Origin of the sequence: Aeromicrobium sp. 50.2.37, assembly GCF_024655735.1 — a bacterium.
In the GTDB taxonomy this organism is placed as follows: domain Bacteria; phylum Actinomycetota; class Actinomycetes; order Propionibacteriales; family Nocardioidaceae; genus Aeromicrobium.
Genome location: NZ_JANLGG010000029.1, coordinates 20,572 through 38,179, shown reverse-complemented (window position 1 = coordinate 38,179; position 17,608 = coordinate 20,572). Strand labels below are relative to the sequence as shown.

Annotated in this window: 22 protein-coding genes; 5 read left to right on the top strand and 17 right to left on the bottom strand. The window is 71.0% G+C overall.

All coding sequences use genetic code 11. From position 1 onward, the window contains the following. Positions 1-165: 165 nt before the first annotated feature. Positions 166-816, top strand: a complete 651-nt coding sequence (locus tag NUV38_RS14495) for an amino acid ABC transporter permease (protein ID WP_257729803.1) — start codon at positions 166-168, stop codon at positions 814-816. After that, positions 813-1,670 carry an amino acid ABC transporter permease gene (locus NUV38_RS14490; protein ID WP_257729802.1) on the top strand — a complete coding sequence of 286 codons (858 nt, stop codon included), beginning with the start codon at positions 813-815 and terminating at the stop codon, positions 1,668-1,670. The genes NUV38_RS14495 and NUV38_RS14490 overlap by 4 nt, the downstream gene beginning before the upstream one ends. A 12-nt stretch (positions 1,671-1,682) precedes the next feature. Here the strand turns inward: NUV38_RS14490 and NUV38_RS14485 are convergent, their stop codons facing one another. Next, entirely contained in the window at positions 1,683-2,144 is a 462-nt protein-coding gene (locus NUV38_RS14485) for a hotdog fold domain-containing protein (protein ID WP_257729801.1), read from the bottom strand. A gap of 82 nt (positions 2,145-2,226) precedes the next feature. Between NUV38_RS14485 and NUV38_RS14480 the strand changes: the two genes are divergently transcribed. Further along, complete coding sequence (locus NUV38_RS14480) at positions 2,227-2,784, top strand: PadR family transcriptional regulator (protein WP_257729800.1); 558 nt, start codon at positions 2,227-2,229, stop codon at positions 2,782-2,784. A gap of 39 nt (positions 2,785-2,823) precedes the next feature. On the opposite strand, the gene NUV38_RS14475 is transcribed toward NUV38_RS14480, so the two are convergent. The 5 genes from NUV38_RS14475 to NUV38_RS14455 all read right to left on the bottom strand — a co-directional run bounded on the left by NUV38_RS14475 (position 2,824) and on the right by NUV38_RS14455 (position 6,084). Continuing rightward, positions 2,824-3,354 carry a regulatory protein RecX gene (locus NUV38_RS14475; protein WP_257729799.1) on the bottom strand — a complete coding sequence of 177 codons (531 nt, stop codon included), beginning with the start codon at positions 3,352-3,354 and terminating at the stop codon, positions 2,824-2,826. 38 nt (positions 3,355-3,392) lie between these two features. Then, the gene (recA, locus tag NUV38_RS14470) at positions 3,393-4,478 is read right to left on the bottom strand and encodes a recombinase RecA (protein ID WP_257729798.1); all 1,086 of its coding nucleotides are present in this window, start codon (positions 4,476-4,478) and stop codon (positions 3,393-3,395) included. 228 nt (positions 4,479-4,706) lie between these two features. Next, a complete protein-coding gene (locus tag NUV38_RS14465) occupies positions 4,707-5,189 on the bottom strand; it encodes a hypothetical protein (protein ID WP_257729797.1) in 483 nt (160 codons plus the stop codon). Positions 5,190-5,285: 96 nt separating this feature from the next. Next, on the bottom strand, positions 5,286-5,480 hold the full coding sequence (locus NUV38_RS14460; RefSeq protein WP_257729796.1) for a DUF3046 domain-containing protein: 195 nt from the start codon (positions 5,478-5,480) through the stop codon (positions 5,286-5,288). A gap of 82 nt (positions 5,481-5,562) precedes the next feature. Next, positions 5,563-6,084, bottom strand: a complete 522-nt coding sequence (locus NUV38_RS14455) for a GNAT family N-acetyltransferase (RefSeq protein WP_257729795.1) — start codon at positions 6,082-6,084, stop codon at positions 5,563-5,565. 185 nt (positions 6,085-6,269) lie between these two features. Here NUV38_RS14455 and NUV38_RS14450 point away from each other — a divergent pair, with 185 nt between their 5' ends. Then, a complete protein-coding gene (locus tag NUV38_RS14450; protein ID WP_257729794.1) occupies positions 6,270-7,031 on the top strand; it encodes a MerR family transcriptional regulator in 762 nt (253 codons plus the stop codon). A 51-nt stretch (positions 7,032-7,082) separates the two neighbouring features. Here the strand turns inward: NUV38_RS14450 and NUV38_RS14445 are convergent, their stop codons facing one another. From NUV38_RS14445 to dapA, 8 genes are all read right to left on the bottom strand, one after another. Further along, positions 7,083-7,379, bottom strand: a complete 297-nt coding sequence (locus tag NUV38_RS14445) for a helix-turn-helix domain-containing protein (RefSeq protein ID WP_055967504.1) — start codon at positions 7,377-7,379, stop codon at positions 7,083-7,085. A 52-nt stretch (positions 7,380-7,431) separates the two neighbouring features. Next, a complete protein-coding gene (locus NUV38_RS14440; RefSeq protein ID WP_257729793.1) occupies positions 7,432-7,944 on the bottom strand; it encodes a CinA family protein in 513 nt (170 codons plus the stop codon). Positions 7,945-7,954: 10 nt separating this feature from the next. Then, positions 7,955-8,593, bottom strand: coding sequence for a CDP-diacylglycerol--glycerol-3-phosphate 3-phosphatidyltransferase (pgsA, locus tag NUV38_RS14435; protein WP_257729792.1), 639 nt, complete (start codon positions 8,591-8,593; stop codon positions 7,955-7,957). Positions 8,594-8,622: 29 nt separating this feature from the next. Then, positions 8,623-9,102 carry a hypothetical protein gene (locus NUV38_RS14430; RefSeq protein ID WP_257729791.1) on the bottom strand — a complete coding sequence of 160 codons (480 nt, stop codon included), beginning with the start codon at positions 9,100-9,102 and terminating at the stop codon, positions 8,623-8,625. An 8-nt stretch (positions 9,103-9,110) separates the two neighbouring features. Then, positions 9,111-11,615, bottom strand: a complete 2,505-nt coding sequence (locus tag NUV38_RS14425; RefSeq protein WP_257729790.1) for a DNA translocase FtsK — start codon at positions 11,613-11,615, stop codon at positions 9,111-9,113. Between the two features lie 103 nt (positions 11,616-11,718). Further along, complete coding sequence (locus NUV38_RS14420) at positions 11,719-12,417, bottom strand: sirohydrochlorin chelatase (protein WP_257729789.1); 699 nt, start codon at positions 12,415-12,417, stop codon at positions 11,719-11,721. A gap of 209 nt (positions 12,418-12,626) precedes the next feature. After that, positions 12,627-14,306: a ribonuclease J gene (locus NUV38_RS14415; protein WP_374627293.1), complete on the bottom strand. Its 1,680-nt coding sequence runs from the start codon at positions 14,304-14,306 to the stop codon at positions 12,627-12,629. 21 nt (positions 14,307-14,327) lie between these two features. After that, the gene (gene dapA / locus NUV38_RS14410) at positions 14,328-15,245 is read right to left on the bottom strand and encodes a 4-hydroxy-tetrahydrodipicolinate synthase (RefSeq protein ID WP_257729787.1); all 918 of its coding nucleotides are present in this window, start codon (positions 15,243-15,245) and stop codon (positions 14,328-14,330) included. 120 nt (positions 15,246-15,365) lie between these two features. On the opposite strand from dapA, the gene NUV38_RS14405 reads away from it, so the two are divergent. Next, complete coding sequence (locus NUV38_RS14405; RefSeq protein ID WP_257729786.1) at positions 15,366-16,172, top strand: thioesterase family protein; 807 nt, start codon at positions 15,366-15,368, stop codon at positions 16,170-16,172. A gap of 30 nt (positions 16,173-16,202) precedes the next feature. On the opposite strand, the gene NUV38_RS14400 is transcribed toward NUV38_RS14405, so the two are convergent. Genes NUV38_RS14400 through NUV38_RS14390 form a run of 3 tightly spaced genes read right to left on the bottom strand, consistent with a single transcriptional unit; the run spans position 16,203 to position 17,541 of the window. Further along, positions 16,203-16,676 (bottom strand): DUF2306 domain-containing protein, encoded by a 474-nt coding sequence (locus NUV38_RS14400; protein WP_257729785.1) that lies wholly within the window; start codon positions 16,674-16,676, stop codon positions 16,203-16,205. Then, positions 16,673-17,107: a MarR family winged helix-turn-helix transcriptional regulator gene (locus NUV38_RS14395; protein WP_257729784.1), complete on the bottom strand. Its 435-nt coding sequence runs from the start codon at positions 17,105-17,107 to the stop codon at positions 16,673-16,675. The genes NUV38_RS14400 and NUV38_RS14395 overlap by 4 nt, the downstream gene beginning before the upstream one ends. 47 nt (positions 17,108-17,154) lie before the next feature. Continuing rightward, positions 17,155-17,541: a VOC family protein gene (locus NUV38_RS14390; protein WP_257729783.1), complete on the bottom strand. Its 387-nt coding sequence runs from the start codon at positions 17,539-17,541 to the stop codon at positions 17,155-17,157. Positions 17,542-17,608: the final 67 nt, after the last annotated feature.

Here is a 17,608-nt window from a genome sequence, read left to right as displayed (position 1 = left end):
CTACCCACCCCCACGGCGACCACTGCCAGGCGCTCCCCGCCGTCGACGACGCGACCGGAGCCGAGACCCAGGCCGCCGCCCCCCCCCCCCCCCCCCGCGCCCCCCCCCCCCCCCCCCCCCCCCCCCCCCCCCCCCCACTTCGACCACTGTGTGAGGAGGTGAGCCGTGGACGCCCTGACCGACAACATCGATCTCATCCTCGACGGCTTCTGGCAGACCCTGAAGCTGCTCGCGGCCTCCGGGCTGCTGGCCCTCGTCCTCGGCACGCTGGTCGGCGTCGCCCGGATGAGCCCGGTCGGTGTGCTGCGCGGCAGCGCCGTCACCTACGTGACGGTGTTCCGCAACACCCCGCTGCTCGTCCTGATCTTCCTCACCTACTACGGCCTGCCGCCCATCGGCATCGACTTCGGCTTCTTCGTCATGGTGACGATGGCCATGGGGGTCTACACGTCGGCGTTCGTGGCCGAGGCCATCCGCTCGGGCGTCAACGGCGTCGGGATCGGCCAGGCCGAGGCCGCCCGGTCCATCGGGATGCCGTTCACCCTCACGATGAGCCAGGTGGTGCTGCCCCAGGCTTTCCGCATCACGGTCCCGCCGATGGCCAGCGTTTTCATCGCGCTCACGAAGAACACGTCCCTCGCCTCCGGCTTCGGCATCGCCGAGGCGACCTTCCGACTCAGTGGAGGCCTGCGTGACTTCCCCGGCGACCGCTGGTGGCTGTTCGGTGGCGTGGCACTCGGCTACATCGTCATCGTCGAGGTCATCTCCCTCGGCGCGACCCTCCTCGAGCGCCGATGGGCGGTGACCGCTCGATGACCTCCGTGCTCTTCGACGTCCCCGGCCCCAGGGCCGTGCGTCGCAACCGGATCATCGGTGTGCTCACGGTGCTGGGCCTGCTCGGCCTCGCCGCGCTCGTGATCTGGAAGCTCTACACCGAGGACCAGTTCACCGCCCGACAGTGGGAGCCCTTCGTCACCCCGGACCTGATGGTCCTGCTGCTCAAGGGTCTGGGCTGGACCGCACTCATCGCCGTCATGGCGATCGTGCCGGCCGTCGTCATCGGCGTGGTGTTCGGCGTCGGGAAGCTCTCCGACCACTGGTTCGTGCGCTGGCCGTGCTGGCTCTTCGTCGAGTTCTTCCGCGCCGTGCCTCTGCTGATGCTCATCATCTTCTTCTGGGCGCTCCAGGGCTTTCCCATCGGCGCCCTGACCCCGCTGGTGCTCGGCCTGGCCCTCTACAACGGGTCGGTGCTGGCCGAGGTCGTGCGAGCGGGCATCAACGCCGTGCCCACGGGCCAGTCCGAGGCCGCCTACTCGATCGGCCTGCGCAAGACCCAGGTCATGAACATCGTGCTGCTGCCGCAGGCCGTGAAGATCATGCTCCCCTCGATCGTCAGCCAGTGCGTCGTGGCACTCAAGGACACGAGCCTCGGGTTCTACGTCCTTGCCCCCGGCCTGACGTTCGCCGGTCGCGAGCTGTGGCGCACGTTCAACAACTACCTGGCCGTCGCGGTCGTGCTGGCGGCGATCTACATCGTGCTCAACCTGCTGCTGACCTACGTCGCACAGGTGCTGCAGAAGCGCTACGTCGGGGAGAACAAGCTCGATCTCGTCGGCGGGATCGTCCAGTCGCAACCGACCGGCGGCGAGTCGCAGGGTGTGCGCCCCTGAGGTTGCGGCGGATCAGCGCTTCTTGGGGGTGACCCAGAGGTGGATGGTGCCCTCCACCGTGACGGTGCCGTCCTTCAACGCGGCCTTCACCCGGATCGGGACGTCGGGACCGTTGGCCCAGTCCTCGGCACTCGACTCGGCGGTGCAGTGCAGGTCGCCTGCCGACTTCGCCAGGTACTTCACGTCCATGCCCTTGGGCAGCCAGCGGGAGTCGCTCGGGCAGGTGGCCTCGGCCAGGAGACCCATCGCTGCCTCGAGACCGTTGCAGGCCGCAATGGCGTGCACGGTGCCGATGTGGTTCTGCACGCTGCGCCGCTTCGGAATCGTGATCTCGGCGAAGTGCGGCCGCATCTCGCGCACGGCCATGTGGATCGACGCGAAGTAGGGCGCCTTCTGGCCGTAGAAGAGGGAGAACAGTCGCTTGCCCTGCGGGAGGGCCGACATCTTCTGGTACACATCCAGGGTGCTGGGCATGCGCGTGAGTCTAGGACCCTGACAGCGACGCTGTCTGCGTCGGCGCGGGCGATGTGGCGAACGGCTCAGTAGGGTGAACGGCGTGAACCTGTCGATGACCTCGTACGCCATCCTCGGGCTGCTGGCCTTCGACGGGGAGTCCGAGACCAACGGACTCACGGGCTACGAGCTCAAGCAGCGGGCCGACCGCACGTTGCGCTTCTACTGGACGTCGCCGGCGATGAGCCAGATCTACACCGAGCTCGACAAGCTCCTCCAGAGCGAGCTGGTGCACGCCGTGGAGCACACCGAGGGACGACGCACCACGCGCCGCTTCAAGATCAGCGACGAGGGACGCACCCAGGTGGAACGGTGGCTCTCCGCACCGGTGGACGACCCGTTCCCGGTGCTCAAGCACCCGGTGGCCCTGCGTCTGCTGATGGGTCGGCTCACCTCGACCGAGCACGTGCAGGAGATGCTCGACGACTACCTCGAGCGGCTCGCCGTGCAGCGCAAGGAGCTGGAGGCCGTGCGCGAGATGCTCGGCGACGTCGACGAGCTCCGCTACGCGGCTCGCGTCGCCGACTGGGGCATGTCGTACTACGACAGCGAGAAGGACATCGTCGAGCGGATCCGCCGCGACGTGGAGGAGCGCGGCTGAGCCGCACTCCCCCACACCACACCCGCCGCTGCCACCAGGTCAGGTGGAGACGAGCGGCTCCACGTCGGCCTCGAGCTCCTCGCGGACCACGTCGAAGGCGACCTGGGGCGAGTAGCCCTTACGCGCCAGCATGCCGGTGAGGCGACGGACCCGGGTGGTGTCGTCGAGGCCACGCATGGAGCGCAGCTTCTTCTGGACCAGCCGGTGCGCCGCCTCACGCTCGGAGTCGGGATCGACGTCGGCCAGGACCTCCCGCGCGATCTCGTCGGCGATGCCCTTGCGCCGCAGCTCGAGCGCCAGCACCTTGGTGGCCAGGCCCTTGCTGCGTGAGCGCGACTCGACCCAGGCCCGCGCGAACGCGGCGTCGTCGATCAGGCCAACCTCCTCGAACCGGTCGAGCAGCTGCGTCGCGACGTCGTCGGGCACGTGCTTGCGGGCCAACGCCTCGGCGAGCTCGGCGCGACTGCGCGGCGAGTCCGTGAGCTTGTTGAGCAGGATGGTCCGCGCCACCGACTCGACGTCGGCATCGGGGTCCTGAACGGTGTCGCGCACCGGCTCGTCGGAGACCACGGGTGGCTCCTGCCCTCGCGGCTGTCCCCCGGGCACGCTCAGAACTCCGTCGCGGGCAGGTCGATGTCGTCGTCGACGACCTCGTCGTCGATCGTGGCGCCGACCCCGAGGTGCTCCTTGACCCGCTTCTCGAGCTCCTCGGCGAGGTCGGGGTTGTCCTTCAGGAACTGGCGGGCGTTCTCCTTGCCCTGGCCCAGCTGGTCGCCCTCGTACGTGTACCAGGCGCCGGCCTTGCGGACCATGCCCGTCTCGACACCGACGTCGATCAGGCTGCCCTCGCGGCTGATGCCCTGGCCGTACATGATGTCGAACTCGGCCTGCTTGAACGGCGGGGCGAGCTTGTTCTTGACGACCTTGACGCGCGTGCGGTTGCCGACCATGTCGGTACCGTCCTTGAGCGTCTCGATGCGGCGCACGTCGAGCCGGACGGAGGCGTAGAACTTGAGCGCCTTGCCGCCCGTGGTGGTCTCGGGCGAGCCGAACATGACGCCGATCTTCTCGCGCAGCTGGTTGATGAAGATCGCCGTGGTGCCCGAGCCGTGGATGGCGCCGGTCATCTTGCGCAGGGCCTGGCTCATGAGGCGGGCCTGCAGACCGACATGGCTGTCGCCCATCTCGCCGTCGATCTCGGCGCGGGGCACCAGGGCCGCCACGGAGTCGATCACGATGATGTCGATGGCGCCCGAGCGGATCAGCATGTCGGCGATCTCGAGGGCCTGCTCGCCGGAGTCGGGCTGGGAGATGAGCAGGGCGTCGGTGTCGACGCCCAGCTTGCGGGCGTAGTCGGGGTCGAGGGCGTGCTCGGCGTCGATGAAGGCCGCCACCCCACCGGCCTTCTGGGCGTTGGCCACCGCGTGCAGCGCGACCGTGGTCTTGCCCGAGGACTCCGGACCGTAGATCTCGACGATGCGCCCCCGCGGGAGGCCGCCGATGCCGAGCGCGATGTCGAGCGCCGTGGCGCCCGTCGGGATGATGTTGATCGGGACCCGGCCCCGCTCACCGAGGCGCATGACGGCGCCCTTGCCGTAGTTGCGGTCGATCTGGGCGATCGCGTTGTCGATCGCCTTCTCGCGCTGGTCGCTCGTGACGGCGGTGACGGGGGTCAGTGGTGCCTTGGAAGCCATGGGCTGGTCCGTTCTGCTCGGTGGGGGCCGGTCATCTGCGACGCTAGGGGCCGCCTCAGACATCTGAGGCCTCGTCGACCCCGCCTGTGGACAGCGACACACCTTCGCGTCAACCGTGTGGACAACGCTAGTACGAACACCTGTTCGATCGGTCGCGACACGCCGTGTCGCGACCGTCGGGTGCTCGACGGCGAGTCCGACACCCCCACCGACCGCAGACCCGCCCGCTCAGACCGTGCTGGCGCCCTCGTCCGCAGCGCGGTCCACGGACCCGGAGTCCTGGCCGTCCAGTCCCGGACCACCCGTCCCAGATCCGTCGGCGCCGAGTCCCTGCTGATCCTGCGAGTCCTGCAGTCCCGGAGGTGCCATGGCACCGTCGGGAGGTGTCGGCAGCCCGTCCTGACCCGTCGAACCCCCTGGATCGGCCTGGCCCGCACCGGGCGTCGACGCTGCGGCGCGAGCGTCGCCCGCGGCGTGACCCACCGCGTACCCACCGCCGAACAGCGCCGCGGCCGCCGCCACTCCGACCACTGCGAGGACGGCACGGTGACGACGATCGACGCGCGGAACCGCGAACCTCGCCTGCTTCGGCGCGAGGTCGTCATCGGGCCGGGGCCGTGGCAGCTCGCCGGCGAGGTCGATCCGGCCGTCGAGCGGGACGGGCACCTGGGACGTCGCGGGCTTCTCGACCGCATCGCGAGTGAGGCTCATGAGGACTCCTTCGTCGGGCCGCTCGGCCCGTCGAGCCCCACTGTTCGCCGCCGCCCTTGCCGAGGCCGGTGAGCACCCTGTGCGGACCCCGTGAGCTCAGCGCTCGCTGGCGGGAAGCTCCAGCCGGGCGTGCACCGCACGCCAGACGGTCTTGGGGTCGACCCCGGCATCCAGCGCCTCGCTGGCCGTGCGGCCACCCAGGTCGGACATGACCTGCGACTCCGCCCACGAGCGGGCATACGCCGCGCCGAGGTGGATCCGCATCCGCTCCCAGAACTCGCTGTGCCTCATCGCGGCCAGCATGCCACGGGGCGTACAGCGGTCGGCGACGGGCTCGGACGGGCCTCGGGACTGCTCGGTCCGTCGGTCGGTCTCAGCCGAGCGCGACGATCGCGTCGAGCAGGTCGGGCTCGAGCGGCCGGTCCGCGTGCACGATGCGGTCGAGGCCGTCGGGGAACGGGGCCCGGTGCACCAGCTCGAGCCCGGCGAGCTCGCTGACCCGGCCGGAGGCGGGGTTCGAGGACAGCGACCGCGCCACGACGGGCCAGTCCTCGCGCGTGCGGTGCGCGGCGCCCACACCCACGCTGGCCACCCACGTGCCGAGGCCGTGGCCCCACACCCGGGGCGAGAGGCGGAAGCCGAGGTTCCACCAGCCGTCGCGGGGCATGGCGCCTCCCGTACCGACGACCTCACCGGCCACCAGGACCGCCCACTCCCCCAGACCGACGTCGCGCCAGTCGCGCTCGGCACGCTCTGCCAGCGTCAGGCTCTGCGCGCGGTCCGTGAAGACGCCCGAGGGCAGGTGCCGCCAGGTGCCGGGGTCGGCGTAGACGGCGTGGACGGCGTCGACGTCGTCGAGGACGAGCGGTCGAAGGCCCCAGTCACTGGGATTCACCGGTACCCCCGCCTCGTCGTCGCTGGTCGTACGTCCGTGACACCGCAGCCGGGCCGCGCCCGGACCTTCGCTGCCGTCGGCCAGCATGCCAGGACCGTGACGCCGATCGCCTGGCAGGCTTGACCCTCACGCGACGTGAGGCCCCAGAGTCGTGGACGAGCCCGGACGAGAGGAGGACGAGGCAGATGCAGGAAGCCAGCTACACGGTCGGCACGCTCGCGCGCCTGGCCGGCGTCACGGTGCGGACGCTGCACCACTACGGCGACGTCGGACTGCTGGTGCCGAGCGCCCGCAACGCCGCGGGCTACCGCCTGTACGACGCGGCGGACGCCGACCGACTGACCCGCATCCTGTACTACCGCGACCTCGGGTTCGGGCTCGACGACGTCGCCGCCCTCCTGGACGGCGACACCGACACGGTCGACCACCTGCGGACCCAGCACCGGCTGCTCACCGAGCGACTGGTGCGGGTCCAGGAGCTGGTGACGGCCATCGAACGAGAGATGGAGGCACACATGTCCGGCATCAGACTGACCCCCGAGGAGCAGCTCGAGATCTTCGGCGAGACGTGGGACCCCGCGTACCAGGCCGAGGCCGAGGAACGCTGGGGTGACACCGAGGCCTGGGCGCAGTCCCAGGAGCGGACGAAGCAGTGGACCAGGGAGGACTGGGAGCGGGTGAAGACCGAGGGCGACGCGCTCAACGCCCGCCTGGTCGAGGCGTTCACGGCCGGCGTGGAGCCCGGTTCGGACCGCGCGAACGAGCTCGCGGAGGAGCACCGGGCTGAGCTGAACCGCTTCTACGACGCGGACCACGAGCTCCACCGCGGTGTCGTCGGATTCACGACCGGCGACGAGCGGTTCCGCGCCCAGCTCGAGGAGCTGGCGCCAGGACTGGCCGACTGGCTCCGCGCGATCGTCGAGGCCAACGCCGAGACGCACGCCTGAGCACGGCTCGGGCGTCCGGGCTCGCCGGTCCCACGGCGTGGGGCCGGCGGGTCAGGCCGCGGAGACCTCGACCTCGCCGGGGGCGATGGACGACACGCTCGCGAGATCCGTGGCCTCCTCGATGGCCAGCAGTGTGCTGACGTCGAGGAGCACCTTGCTCAGCGGCACCTCCAGCGCGGCGGCGAGAGCAGCCAGCAGCTCCGAGCTGGGCTCCTTCTGACCGCGCTCGACCTCGGAGATGTACCCGAGGGAGACGCGTGCCTTGGCGGAGACGTCGCGAAGGGTGAGCCCCTGGGCCATCCGGCGGGCGCGCAGCACCTCACCGACCAGCTGCCTCATGGCCGTCATGGTCCACCTCCGTCCGCCGTGCTCTGCGACGATCAACGCATTCCTGCGAGGGTCAACGCGATGGGGTCGGGTGTGATTCCCGACGCTCTGGATCCAGCCTAGCGACCAGGTGCGACAGCGCCGCAGCGACCGTCGCCGCGCGGACGTCGTCGCGGCCGCCCGGCAGCGCGAGCGGCACCGACACCTCCCGGCACGCTGGTCCGTCGATGCCGACGTGGACCGTGCCGGCGGGCTTGCCCTCGCTCGGACCCGGCCCGGCCACGCCGGTGGTCGAGACTCCCCAGTCCGAGCCCAGCACGCGGGCCACCGACGCGGCCATCTCGACGGCGACGCCCGGATCGACCGTGCCCCGCGCTGCCACCAGGTCGGGGTCGACACCCAGGACGTCCGTCTTGACCTGCGTGGCGTAGGCGACCAGCCCCCCGACGACCACGTCCGACGCCCCCGGGACGTCCACGAGAGCCGCGCACAGGAGCCCGCCCGTGAGCGACTCGGCGGTGGCGATCGTCTCGCCGCGCTCGCGGAGCAGCCGCACGACCTCGACGGCGTCGGGCGCGGGGCTCACGACTCAGGGCTCACGACTCGGGGCTCGGGGCCGACGCCTTCGCGTCCCGCCGCAGCACGACGGCGTCGCGCACGTACTGGACCGCGGTGACGATCGTGATGGCGAGCGCGGCAGCCATGATCACGTGCGTGACCCAGCGCAGGACGTCGCTCGTGGTGTTGTCCCACAGCTCGAACGGAAGCACGTAGCCACCGATGGCGAGAGCCTGGAGCGTGGTCTTGATGCGTCCGCCCTGACTGGCGGGCATGACGCCGTACTTCTTGACCACGAAGCGCATGAGCGTGATGCCCCACTCGCGCACCAGCAGCACGATGGTCACCCACCACCACAGCACGCCGATGATCGACAGGCCGACGAACGCCATGCCGGTGAGCGCCTTGTCGGCGATCGGGTCGGCGAGCTTGCCGAAGTTCGTGACCAGGTTGCGGCTCCGCGCGAGATCGCCGTCGATGCGGTCGGTGATCATCAGCAGCGCGAAGGCCACCCAGGCCCACACGCGCGTGGAGACGTCCTGGCCGTCGTCGATGAGCAACAACCAGCCGAACAGCGGAACGCCGACGATCCGCAGGACGGTGAGGGCGTTGGCGATGTTCAGGTTGCTGGGAGCGTGCTCGGGCGTCGGATCGTGGCTGGCGTCGGCCGGCTGCATGCATGCCTCTCGGTGGCGGGGCGGACGTTTCAGTATGGAGCAGGGCTCCGGCGCCTGGCCACCTGGACCTCGGCCTCCTCGGCCGAGACGGTCGTGCCGAGGCCCAGCGGCGCGGTGTAGATCTTCTGGCCGTCGGGGCTCACGACCTTGACCCGCGCGTCGAGCAGCCCCTCGCGCGGCTCGACGCGGATGTCGGCCATCTCGCTCCACAGCAGCCCGACCCAGCCGTCGCCGTCGCGCATCCTCACCCCGTGGGCGTCCGCCACGAACAACGGGGTGCGGGCGTCGCGGACGCCTTGCAGCACCGCGAGCGAGAGGAGTGCGAGCACCGCAGCCGGCGCCCACAGCACCATGTCGTCACGCTCCCAGGCCAGCCAGGCGAAACCGGCCGCGACCGCGAGCGCGGCCAGGCCGAGGAGCGCGAACAGCGCGATCCGACGACGGATCTCGAACGGCTCGTCGGAGCCGATCTCTCCGGATCCTGGCGCGTCAGCACGCTCGTCGACCATGGGCGCGCTCAGCCGGCGCTGATCGAGGCGAGGACGTCCTCGAGGTCGTCGGGCTTGATCAGCACGTCGCGGGCCTTGGAGCCCTCGCTCGGGCCCACGACGCCACGGCTCTCCATGATGTCCATGAGTCGACCGGCCTTGGCGAACCCGACGCGCAGCTTGCGCTGCAGCATCGACGTGGAGCCGAACTGCGTCGTGACCACGAGCTCGACGGCCTGGATGACCAGGTCCATGTCGTCGCCGATGTCGTCGTCGAGGTCACGCTTGGCCTGCGCGGGCGCCGTGACGTCGTCGCGGTAGCTCGGCTGCAGCTGCTCCTTGCAGTGCTTGACCACCTCGGCGATCTCCGCCTCCGTGATCCAGGCACCCTGCATGCGCATCGACTTGTTGGCGCCCATGGGCAGGAACAGTCCGTCGCCCTGCCCGACGAGCTTCTCGGCACCGGGCTGGTCGAGGATCACGCGGCTGTCCGCGAGGGAGCTGGTGGCGAAGGCCAGACGGCTGGGCACGTTGGCCTTGATGAGGCCGGTGACCACGTCGACGCTGGGTCGCTGGGTGGCGAGCACCAGGTGGATGCCGGCGGCGCGCGCGAGCTGCGTGATGCGCACGACCGAGTCCTCGACGTCGCGCGGGGCGACCATCATCAGGTCGGCGAGCTCGTCGACGACCACCAGGAGGTACGGGTAGGGGGTGAGCACGCGCTCGCTGCCCGGGGGCACCTTCACGGAGCCGGCGCGCACCGCCTTGTTGAAGTCGTCGACGTGCCGGAAGCCGAAGTTGGCGAGGTCGTCGTAGCGCTGGTCCATCTCGCGCACGACCCACTGGAGCGCCTCGGCGGCCTTCTTGGGGTTGGTGATGATCGGCGTGATGAGGTGCGGGATGCCCTCGTAGGCCGTCAGCTCGACCCGCTTGGGGTCGACCATGATCATCCGCACCTCGTCGGGCGTGGAGCGCATCAGCAGCGACGCGATCATGGAGTTCACGAAGCTCGACTTGCCCGAGCCGGTGGCACCGGCCACCAGCAGGTGGGGCATCTTGGCGAGGTTGGCGACCACGAACCCGCCCTCGACGTCCTTGCCGAGGCCGATGACCATCGGGTGGTGGTCGCCGCGCGCCTTGGCCGAGCGGAGCACGTCGCCGAGGGAGACCATCTCCTTGTCGACGTTCGGGATCTCGACGCCGATCGCGGACTTGCCGGGGATCGGGCTGAGGATGCGGACCTCGTTGGAGGCCACGGCGTAGGAGATGTTCTTGCTCAGCGCGGTGACCTTCTCGACCTTGACGGCCGGTCCGAGCTCGACCTCGTAGCGGGTGACCGTCGGTCCGCGGGTGTAGCCGGTGACCTGGGCGTCGATCTGGAACTGCTCGAGGACCTCGGTGAGCCGCTCGACGACCTCGTCGGAGGCAGCCGAGCGCGCCTTGTGCGGGCTGCCCTCGCGCAGGACCGTCGAGTCGGGCAGGGAGTAGACGACGTCGCCCGAGAGCGCCAGCTGCTCCGCACGCGCCGGCAGCGGCTCCATCGGCGGCAGCACGACGTCGGTGGTGTCCTCGGTCTCGGACGCGGCGTCGACCTCCACCGCGTTCGCGGCGGCCGCAGCGGCGTCAGCCTCGGCCTTCTCGGCCTTGCGACGACGTCGGGCCGATACCTGGCGGTCCTCGTCGGGGCCGTCGACGAGCGGGTTCTCGTACGGCTCGTCGGCCACGGTGCGCGGGTGACGCTTGCGCGGGCTCGCCTCCGGCTCCACCTCGGCGTCCTCGACGTGACGTCCGAGGGCGCGGTCGCGGGCCTCCTGCAGTCGCGTCGGCACGGCGTGCAGGGGGGTGGCGGTGACGACGAGCAGGCCGAACAGGACGACGAGCACGAGGATCGGGGCCACGACGTACTCCGTGCGCAGCAGGTCCATCGGGATCGCGGAGAACAGGAAGCCGACCGCTCCCCCGGCGTCGCGGACCTCCGTCATGTCCTCGGGTCGCGGGACGCCGTGGGCGAGGTGCACGAGGCCGAGCACGCCGCCGCAGATGGCCGACCAGCCGATGACCTGACGGCCCACGGGGCCGTTGCGGTCGGGGTGGCGCAGAGTGCGCCACGCGATGACGGCGAACAGGATCGGCACGGCCCAGGCCAGGAGACCCACCGTTCCGGTGGTGGCGGCACGCACGGCGTCGGCCACCGGACCGGGGACCTGCCACCAGACGGCGGCGGCCACGACGATGGCGAGCGCGACGATGCCGAACCCGACGCCGTCACGGCGCTGCTCGGGCTCCAGCTCGGCTGCGGAGTGTCCGATGCTTCGGGCGACCGCGCCGACGGCTCCGGCGATGCCGAGCCAGACGGCCGCACAGGCGCGGGCGAGCCCGCCGAGCACCGCGGCCACGGGGCCGGGTCCGGTGCTCCGGGGGGCAGGCTTGCGCGCCGCGGGCTTGCGCTTCGCGGTGCTGCGGGAGGCAGGCTTCTTGCGGGCCTGGCTGCCGGACGGCCGCTTGCGCGGCGGGGAAGACGTTCGGGTCGCCATGGCGAGAGCCTAAACCAGAAGTCGAGGGTCGGCGTGCACCCACGCCGTCGACCCGGCGGGGATTCCCGGCGTGTCAGAGTGCGCAGCCGCCGAAGGACCGACCTCAGAGCGCCGCGACACCCAGCCCGAGGGCCTGGTGGAACCGGGCGAGCACGAGGTCGACGACCCGTCGGTCGGGCAGGCCGCCGTCGAGCACGGGTGCCGTCACCAGGTCGGCACCGCAGTGGCGCAGCATGTCGGCGTCGCGGCCCGGGGTCAGCACGTACGACGAGACCACCACCCTCTGGCCGTAGGCCCGCGCGATGTCGACGGCGTCGGTGAGCGGCGTGTCCTTCCCGCCGATGGAGCCGATGTGCACCGGCCCGCCCCACACGGCACTGACCAGTCGCGCCATCCGGGAGTAGCCCGTGATCGCCGCGTCGTCATGGGCTCCGGAGACACCCAGGACGATCGTGTCGTCCTTGCGGGCCCCGGCCTCGATCAGGCGCTGCACGCAGAGCTCGGCCAGCGTCCAGTCCGGGCCGATCGGGTGGGCGACCACGAGGGACGGGTCGTGACGAGCGGCGGCCGACAGCGCGGCCGCCACGGCGGTCCCTCCGGTCAGGGTCAAGGGAACGGCCACCCGCACGGGCGGCCAGTCGTCGTCGAGCGTCATCAGGTCGACCGGGGTGTCGCGCACGTCGACCGACGGAGCGTCGCGTCGCACGGCGTTGACCAGGCCCTGCAGGGCCACCCGTTCGGCCGGATCGGCATGCCCCGAGGAGCAGGCGAGCAACACCTCGTCGGACCTGCGTGACGTCACTGACCAACCCCCTCGTGCGGGGAGATCGGCGTACGGCCGGCACCGTCGTGCGTAACGACGCTGCCGGCCGCAACCGGTGTCCCACCACGGTTCGGCCCCGCGCCGAACTCTTGACCACGACGTTAGGCAGCGCGTGTTTCGGCACCACCGCCCACAGGTTTCACCTGCGTAACAGTCCGAAGGTCCTCGATCGGACCGGGTCGGACGGCTCAGGCCTCGAGCACGATGGGGATGATCATGGGCCGACGCCGCAGCTTGCGGCCGGCGAACGAGCCGAGGACACGGCGCACGACCTGCTGCAGCTGCTGTGTGTCGTGGGTGCCCTCGCGCAACGCCTGCTCCACGGCGTCGACGATCTTGGGCGTGATCTCGTCGAAGACGGAGTCGTCCTCCGCGAGGCCACGCGCGTGCACCTCCGGGCCGGTGACGATCTTGCCGTTCGTGGAGTCGACCACCACGACGACGGAGATGAAGCCCTCGTCGCGCAGGATCCGACGGTCCTTGAGCTCGCTGTCGGTGATCTCGCCGACCGAGGAGCCGTCGACGTAGACGTAGCCGCACTCGACGGCACCGACGATGGACGCGTGCCCGTCGACCAGGTCCACGACGTATCCGTCCTCGGCCAGCAGCACGTTCGGCACGCCCGTCTGCGTGGCCAGCGCGGCGTTGGCGTGCAGGTGGCGGATCTCCCCGTGCACCGGCAGCACGTTGGTGGGCTTGACGATGTTGTAGCAGTAGAGGAGCTCGCCGGCCGACGCGTGCCCGGACACGTGCACCAGGGCGTTGCCCTTGTGGACCACGCGCGCCCCGAGCTTGGTGAGCCCGTCGATCACGCGGTAGACGGCGTTCTCGTTGCCCGGGATGAGCGAGGACGCCAGCAGCACCGTGTCACCCGGCTCGAGGCTGACCTGAGGATGGCTGCGGTTGGCGATGCGCGACAGGGCGGCCATGGGCTCACCCTGGGAGCCGGTGGACATCAGGACCATCTTCTCCGGTGGCGCGGCGTCGATCCGGTCGACGACGACCCCGTCGGGCACGTGCAGGTAGCCCAGGTCGCGGGCGATCTGCATGTTGCGCACCATCGACCGGCCGACGTAGGCCACCTTGCGGCCGTGCTTGGCGGCGGCGTCGAGGACCTGCTGCACCCGGTGCACGTGCGAGGCGAACGAGGCGACGATGACGCGCTGCGTGCTGGACGCGAACACGGCGTCGATCGCCGGCGTGATGTTGCGCTCCGCGACGGTGAACCCGGGCACGTCGGCGTTGGTGGAATCGGTGAGGAAGAGGTCGACACCGGCCTCGCCGAGCCGCGCGAAGGCGCGCAGGTCGGTGATGCGGCCGTCGAGCGGCAGCTGGTCCATCTTGAAGTCGCCCGTGTGCAGCGCCACGCCCGCGGGCGTCTTGACCGCGACGGCGAGGGCGTCGGGGATCGAGTGGTTGACGGCCACGAACTCGAGCTCGAACGGCCCCAGGTGCAGCGTCTCGTTCTCGGCCACCACGTGCTGCGGAACGTCGCGCAGCCGGTGCTCGCGCAGCTTCGGCTCGACGAGGGCCAACGTCAGCCTCGAGCCGACCACGGGGATGTTCCCGCGCTCGCGCAGCAGGTACGGCACACCGCCGATGTGGTCCTCGTGGCCATGGGTCAGCACCACGGCGACCACGTCGTCGAGCCGGTCCCGGATGGGGCCGAAGTCGGGCAGGATCAGGTCGACGCCCGGGTGGTGCTCCTCGGGGAACAGCACGCCGCAGTCGACGATCAGCAGCTTGCCGCCGAACTCGAAGACGGTCATGTTGCGACCGATCTCGCCGAGACCGCCGAGTGGGGTGACGCGCAGGGTGTTCGAGCCCAGTGCCGGGGGCGGGCCCAGCTCCGTGTGCATGTGACTCAAGGAGTTCGTCCGTTCAGTCGATCAGGTCTGGTCGATCAGGTGGGAGGCGGCGAGCGCGTCGCGCAGCATGGCGACCTCGTCCTCGGTGGCCTCGGGCAGGGGGGCGCGGGTCGTGCGGTGGTCGAGCACGCCCAGGATCTGCAGCACGGCCTTGGCCGTGATGACGCCCTGGGTGACGGTCATCATCGCCCGGTCGATGGGCAGGAGCTGCCGCTGGATCGCGCGGGCCTCGTCGAGGTCGCCGGCGTCGACCGCGGCGACCAGGTCGGCGAGGCGGCGCGGCGCGGCGTGGGAGACGACGCTGACGATCCCGCTGGCTCCGTAGGCGAGCCAGCCGAGGTTCAGCGCGTCGTCGCCCGAGTAGATCGTGATGCCGGTCTCGCGCATGAGCCACGCACCGCGGTTGAAGTCTCCAACGGCGTCCTTGACCGACAGCACGAGCGGGTTCTTGCGGAGCTCGACGTAGGTCTCGGTCGCCAGCATGACCCCGCTGCGCCCGGGGATGTCGTAGAGCATCACCGGGACGTCCTCGCCGGCCTCGGCCACGGTGTTGACGTGCGCGATGATGCCGGACTGCGGCGGCTTGGAGTAGTAGGGCGTGACGACCAGCAGGCCGTGGGCGCCGGCCTTGCGGGCCTGCTGGGCCAGCTGCACGGAGTGGCGGGTGTCGTTGGTGCCGACACCGGCGACCACCGTCGCCCGGTCGCCGACGGCCTCGACGACGGCGGCCAGCAGCTGTCCGTCCTCCTCGACCGTGGTGGTGGGCGACTCGCCCGTGGTGCCGCTGACGACGAGACCGTCGTTGCCGTGGTCGACCAGGTGCTTCGCCACCTTCTGCGCCGCAGCGAGGTCGAGGTCGCCGTCGGGCGTGAACGGCGTGACCATGGCGGTCAGGACGCGCCCGAACGGCGCGGCGTCGCTGGCGAGCGGGGAGGTCATGGACCGAGGTTACCGCTCGACGTCGGGGCGGCCTGCCAGGCCCGCTCACCGGTGCGGGACGAGACGTCCGCTCGTCACGGCCGCCGCCGTCGGCGATGGCCCCGCCGCTACCGTCACCCCATGACGACGTACGAGCTCGACCGTGCCATCGCCTCGACCTTGGGCGAGGACGGTCTGCGCCACCTCACCCTCACCGCGGACTGGAACACCCCCAACGGGACGGCCAACGGCGGCTACGTGCTCGCCGTGCTCGCCCGCGCCACGCTCGACGAGGCCGCCACCACCGCCCCTGCGCACCCGGACCTGCTCACCGTCTCGGTGAGCTACTTCAAGCCGCCGACGCCGGGTGAGGCCGCGGTGGAGGTGACTACGCTGCGCGTCGGTCGACGCGTGTCGGTCCACCAGGCCGCGCTCCTGCAGGACGGCGCCACCGTCGCCCACGCGGTGATCGCCCTGCACGACTGGGACGCCGCCGGCCCCGCCGAGCACACGCCGCACGGCGCACCCCCGGTCGGCGGGCCCGACGACGGCGTCGACGTCTCCGGGTACGTGCCGACCGGCGCGGTCCCGATCGTCGACCGGTACGAGGTCCGCCTGCCCGAGGTCCCCGGCTGGCTGCGAGGAGAGCCGAGCGGCGATCCCGAGGCCAGCGTGTGGGTCCGACCGAAGGACGGTCGACCGATCGACGCCGTCGCGGCCGCCGCCATCGTCGACGGCTACCCGCCCGTCACGGCCGAGCTGGGACTCCTGGCCTCCGCCACCGTCCAGCTGACCGTGCACCTGCGCCGTCGGCCCGAGACGGCGTGGGCCCTGATGCACGTGACGACCCGTCACGTGGTGCACGGCTACCACGACGAGGACGTCGAGCTCTGGGACGACCAGGGCCGCCTCGTGGCGCAGAGCCGCCAGCTCGCCGTCCTGTCCTGATCCTCTGCGCCCACTCGCGCGGCGTGGCCGTCAGGGCTGGGGCACCACGGCGGCGTCGACGACACGCCCGACGCCGATGACCGCGGCAGCGGTCGCCACGACGGCCAGGGCCGCCACCCCTGCGGTGAGGGCGTCGTGCACCACGAGCTGCGGGATCGCGCGGTCCGGCACCGCCGCCGCGGCGATGCCCGCACCCACCAGCCCGATCCAGTTGCCCGTCATGGCCGAGCGGTGGTCGCGGATGCGACCTTGCCGCGCGCCCAGGATGCCGAGCGGCACCGTGACCAGCGTGACCACCGAGAGCGCGTGCAGAGCACTGAAGTGCCCGGGCCGGATCTCCTGGATCCAGAACGACGAGGCAGCCACGAACATCAAGGCGACGACCCACACCCGTCCGGCCACCCGATGGCCCTGGGTGCCGCGCGGGCCCCAGAAGAGCTGCCACGCACCGACCAGGAGCGCGACGACGGCAGCGAAGGCATGGATGGCGATCAGGGGTGTCATGACAGCTCCGGCTTCAGGAGGGCGAGCAGAGGGTCGGTGACCGCGCGCACCTGGTCGGCCGTGACGGCGGTCGCAGCCAGGAGCTGCTCGAACGAGGACTCGAGCAGCCGTCCCCCGTCGGCCACGAGCGTGGTCCCCGCGTCGGTGAGCTGCACGACGCGACGGTTGCCTGCCCCGTCCGTCCGGGTCGCCGTGACGAGACCAGCCTCGACCAGCGACTGCACCATCCGGCTGGCCGCTGGGGCGGACACGTCGCGGGCCCCTGCGAGCTCGACCTGCGTGGGTGCGCCGAGCACCTGGATCGTGACCAGGGTCAGGAAGCGGCCGTAGCTGATGTCGAACGACTCGCCGAGCATGCGGTCGGCCGCGGCGTCGAGCGCCGAGACGAGGGAGTGCAGCCGATAGGCCGGCTGCATCGGGTCGTAGATCACCCCGCCAAGTTAACCCATGCAAGTTACCTTCTGCAACATGCTTGACGTCATCCGCCGGTGTCCGTCACGCCCTCGTACAGACCGATGTGGTTGCCGTCGGGGTCCTCCAGCACCGCCCACCAGCTGGTCTCGGAGATCGGGGACTTCTCCATGACGACGCGTCCACCGTTGGCGGTGACGAGCGCGAGGGTGTCGTCGATCGAGTCGACCTCGACGGTCGAGCGCGGCTGAGTGAACGACTCGTCGCGTGGCGCGAGCCCACCGCCGCTGACCTGGTTCGGCGCCTGCCACATGGGATAGCCCTCGTAGCCCGGGTACTCCTGGATCCGCCAGCCGAAGAGCGTCGAGTAGAAGCCCGTCGCGCGGGCCATGTCGCTGACCGGGATGTCGACGTGCGTGATGTCGCCGTGGGCCATGGTCGTCTCCTTCGTCACGTCCTGCCAGTGTCGGCGCACAGCGGCCCGGCGACAAGGGGCGGAGGGCCCGTCACCGTGCCGGCGA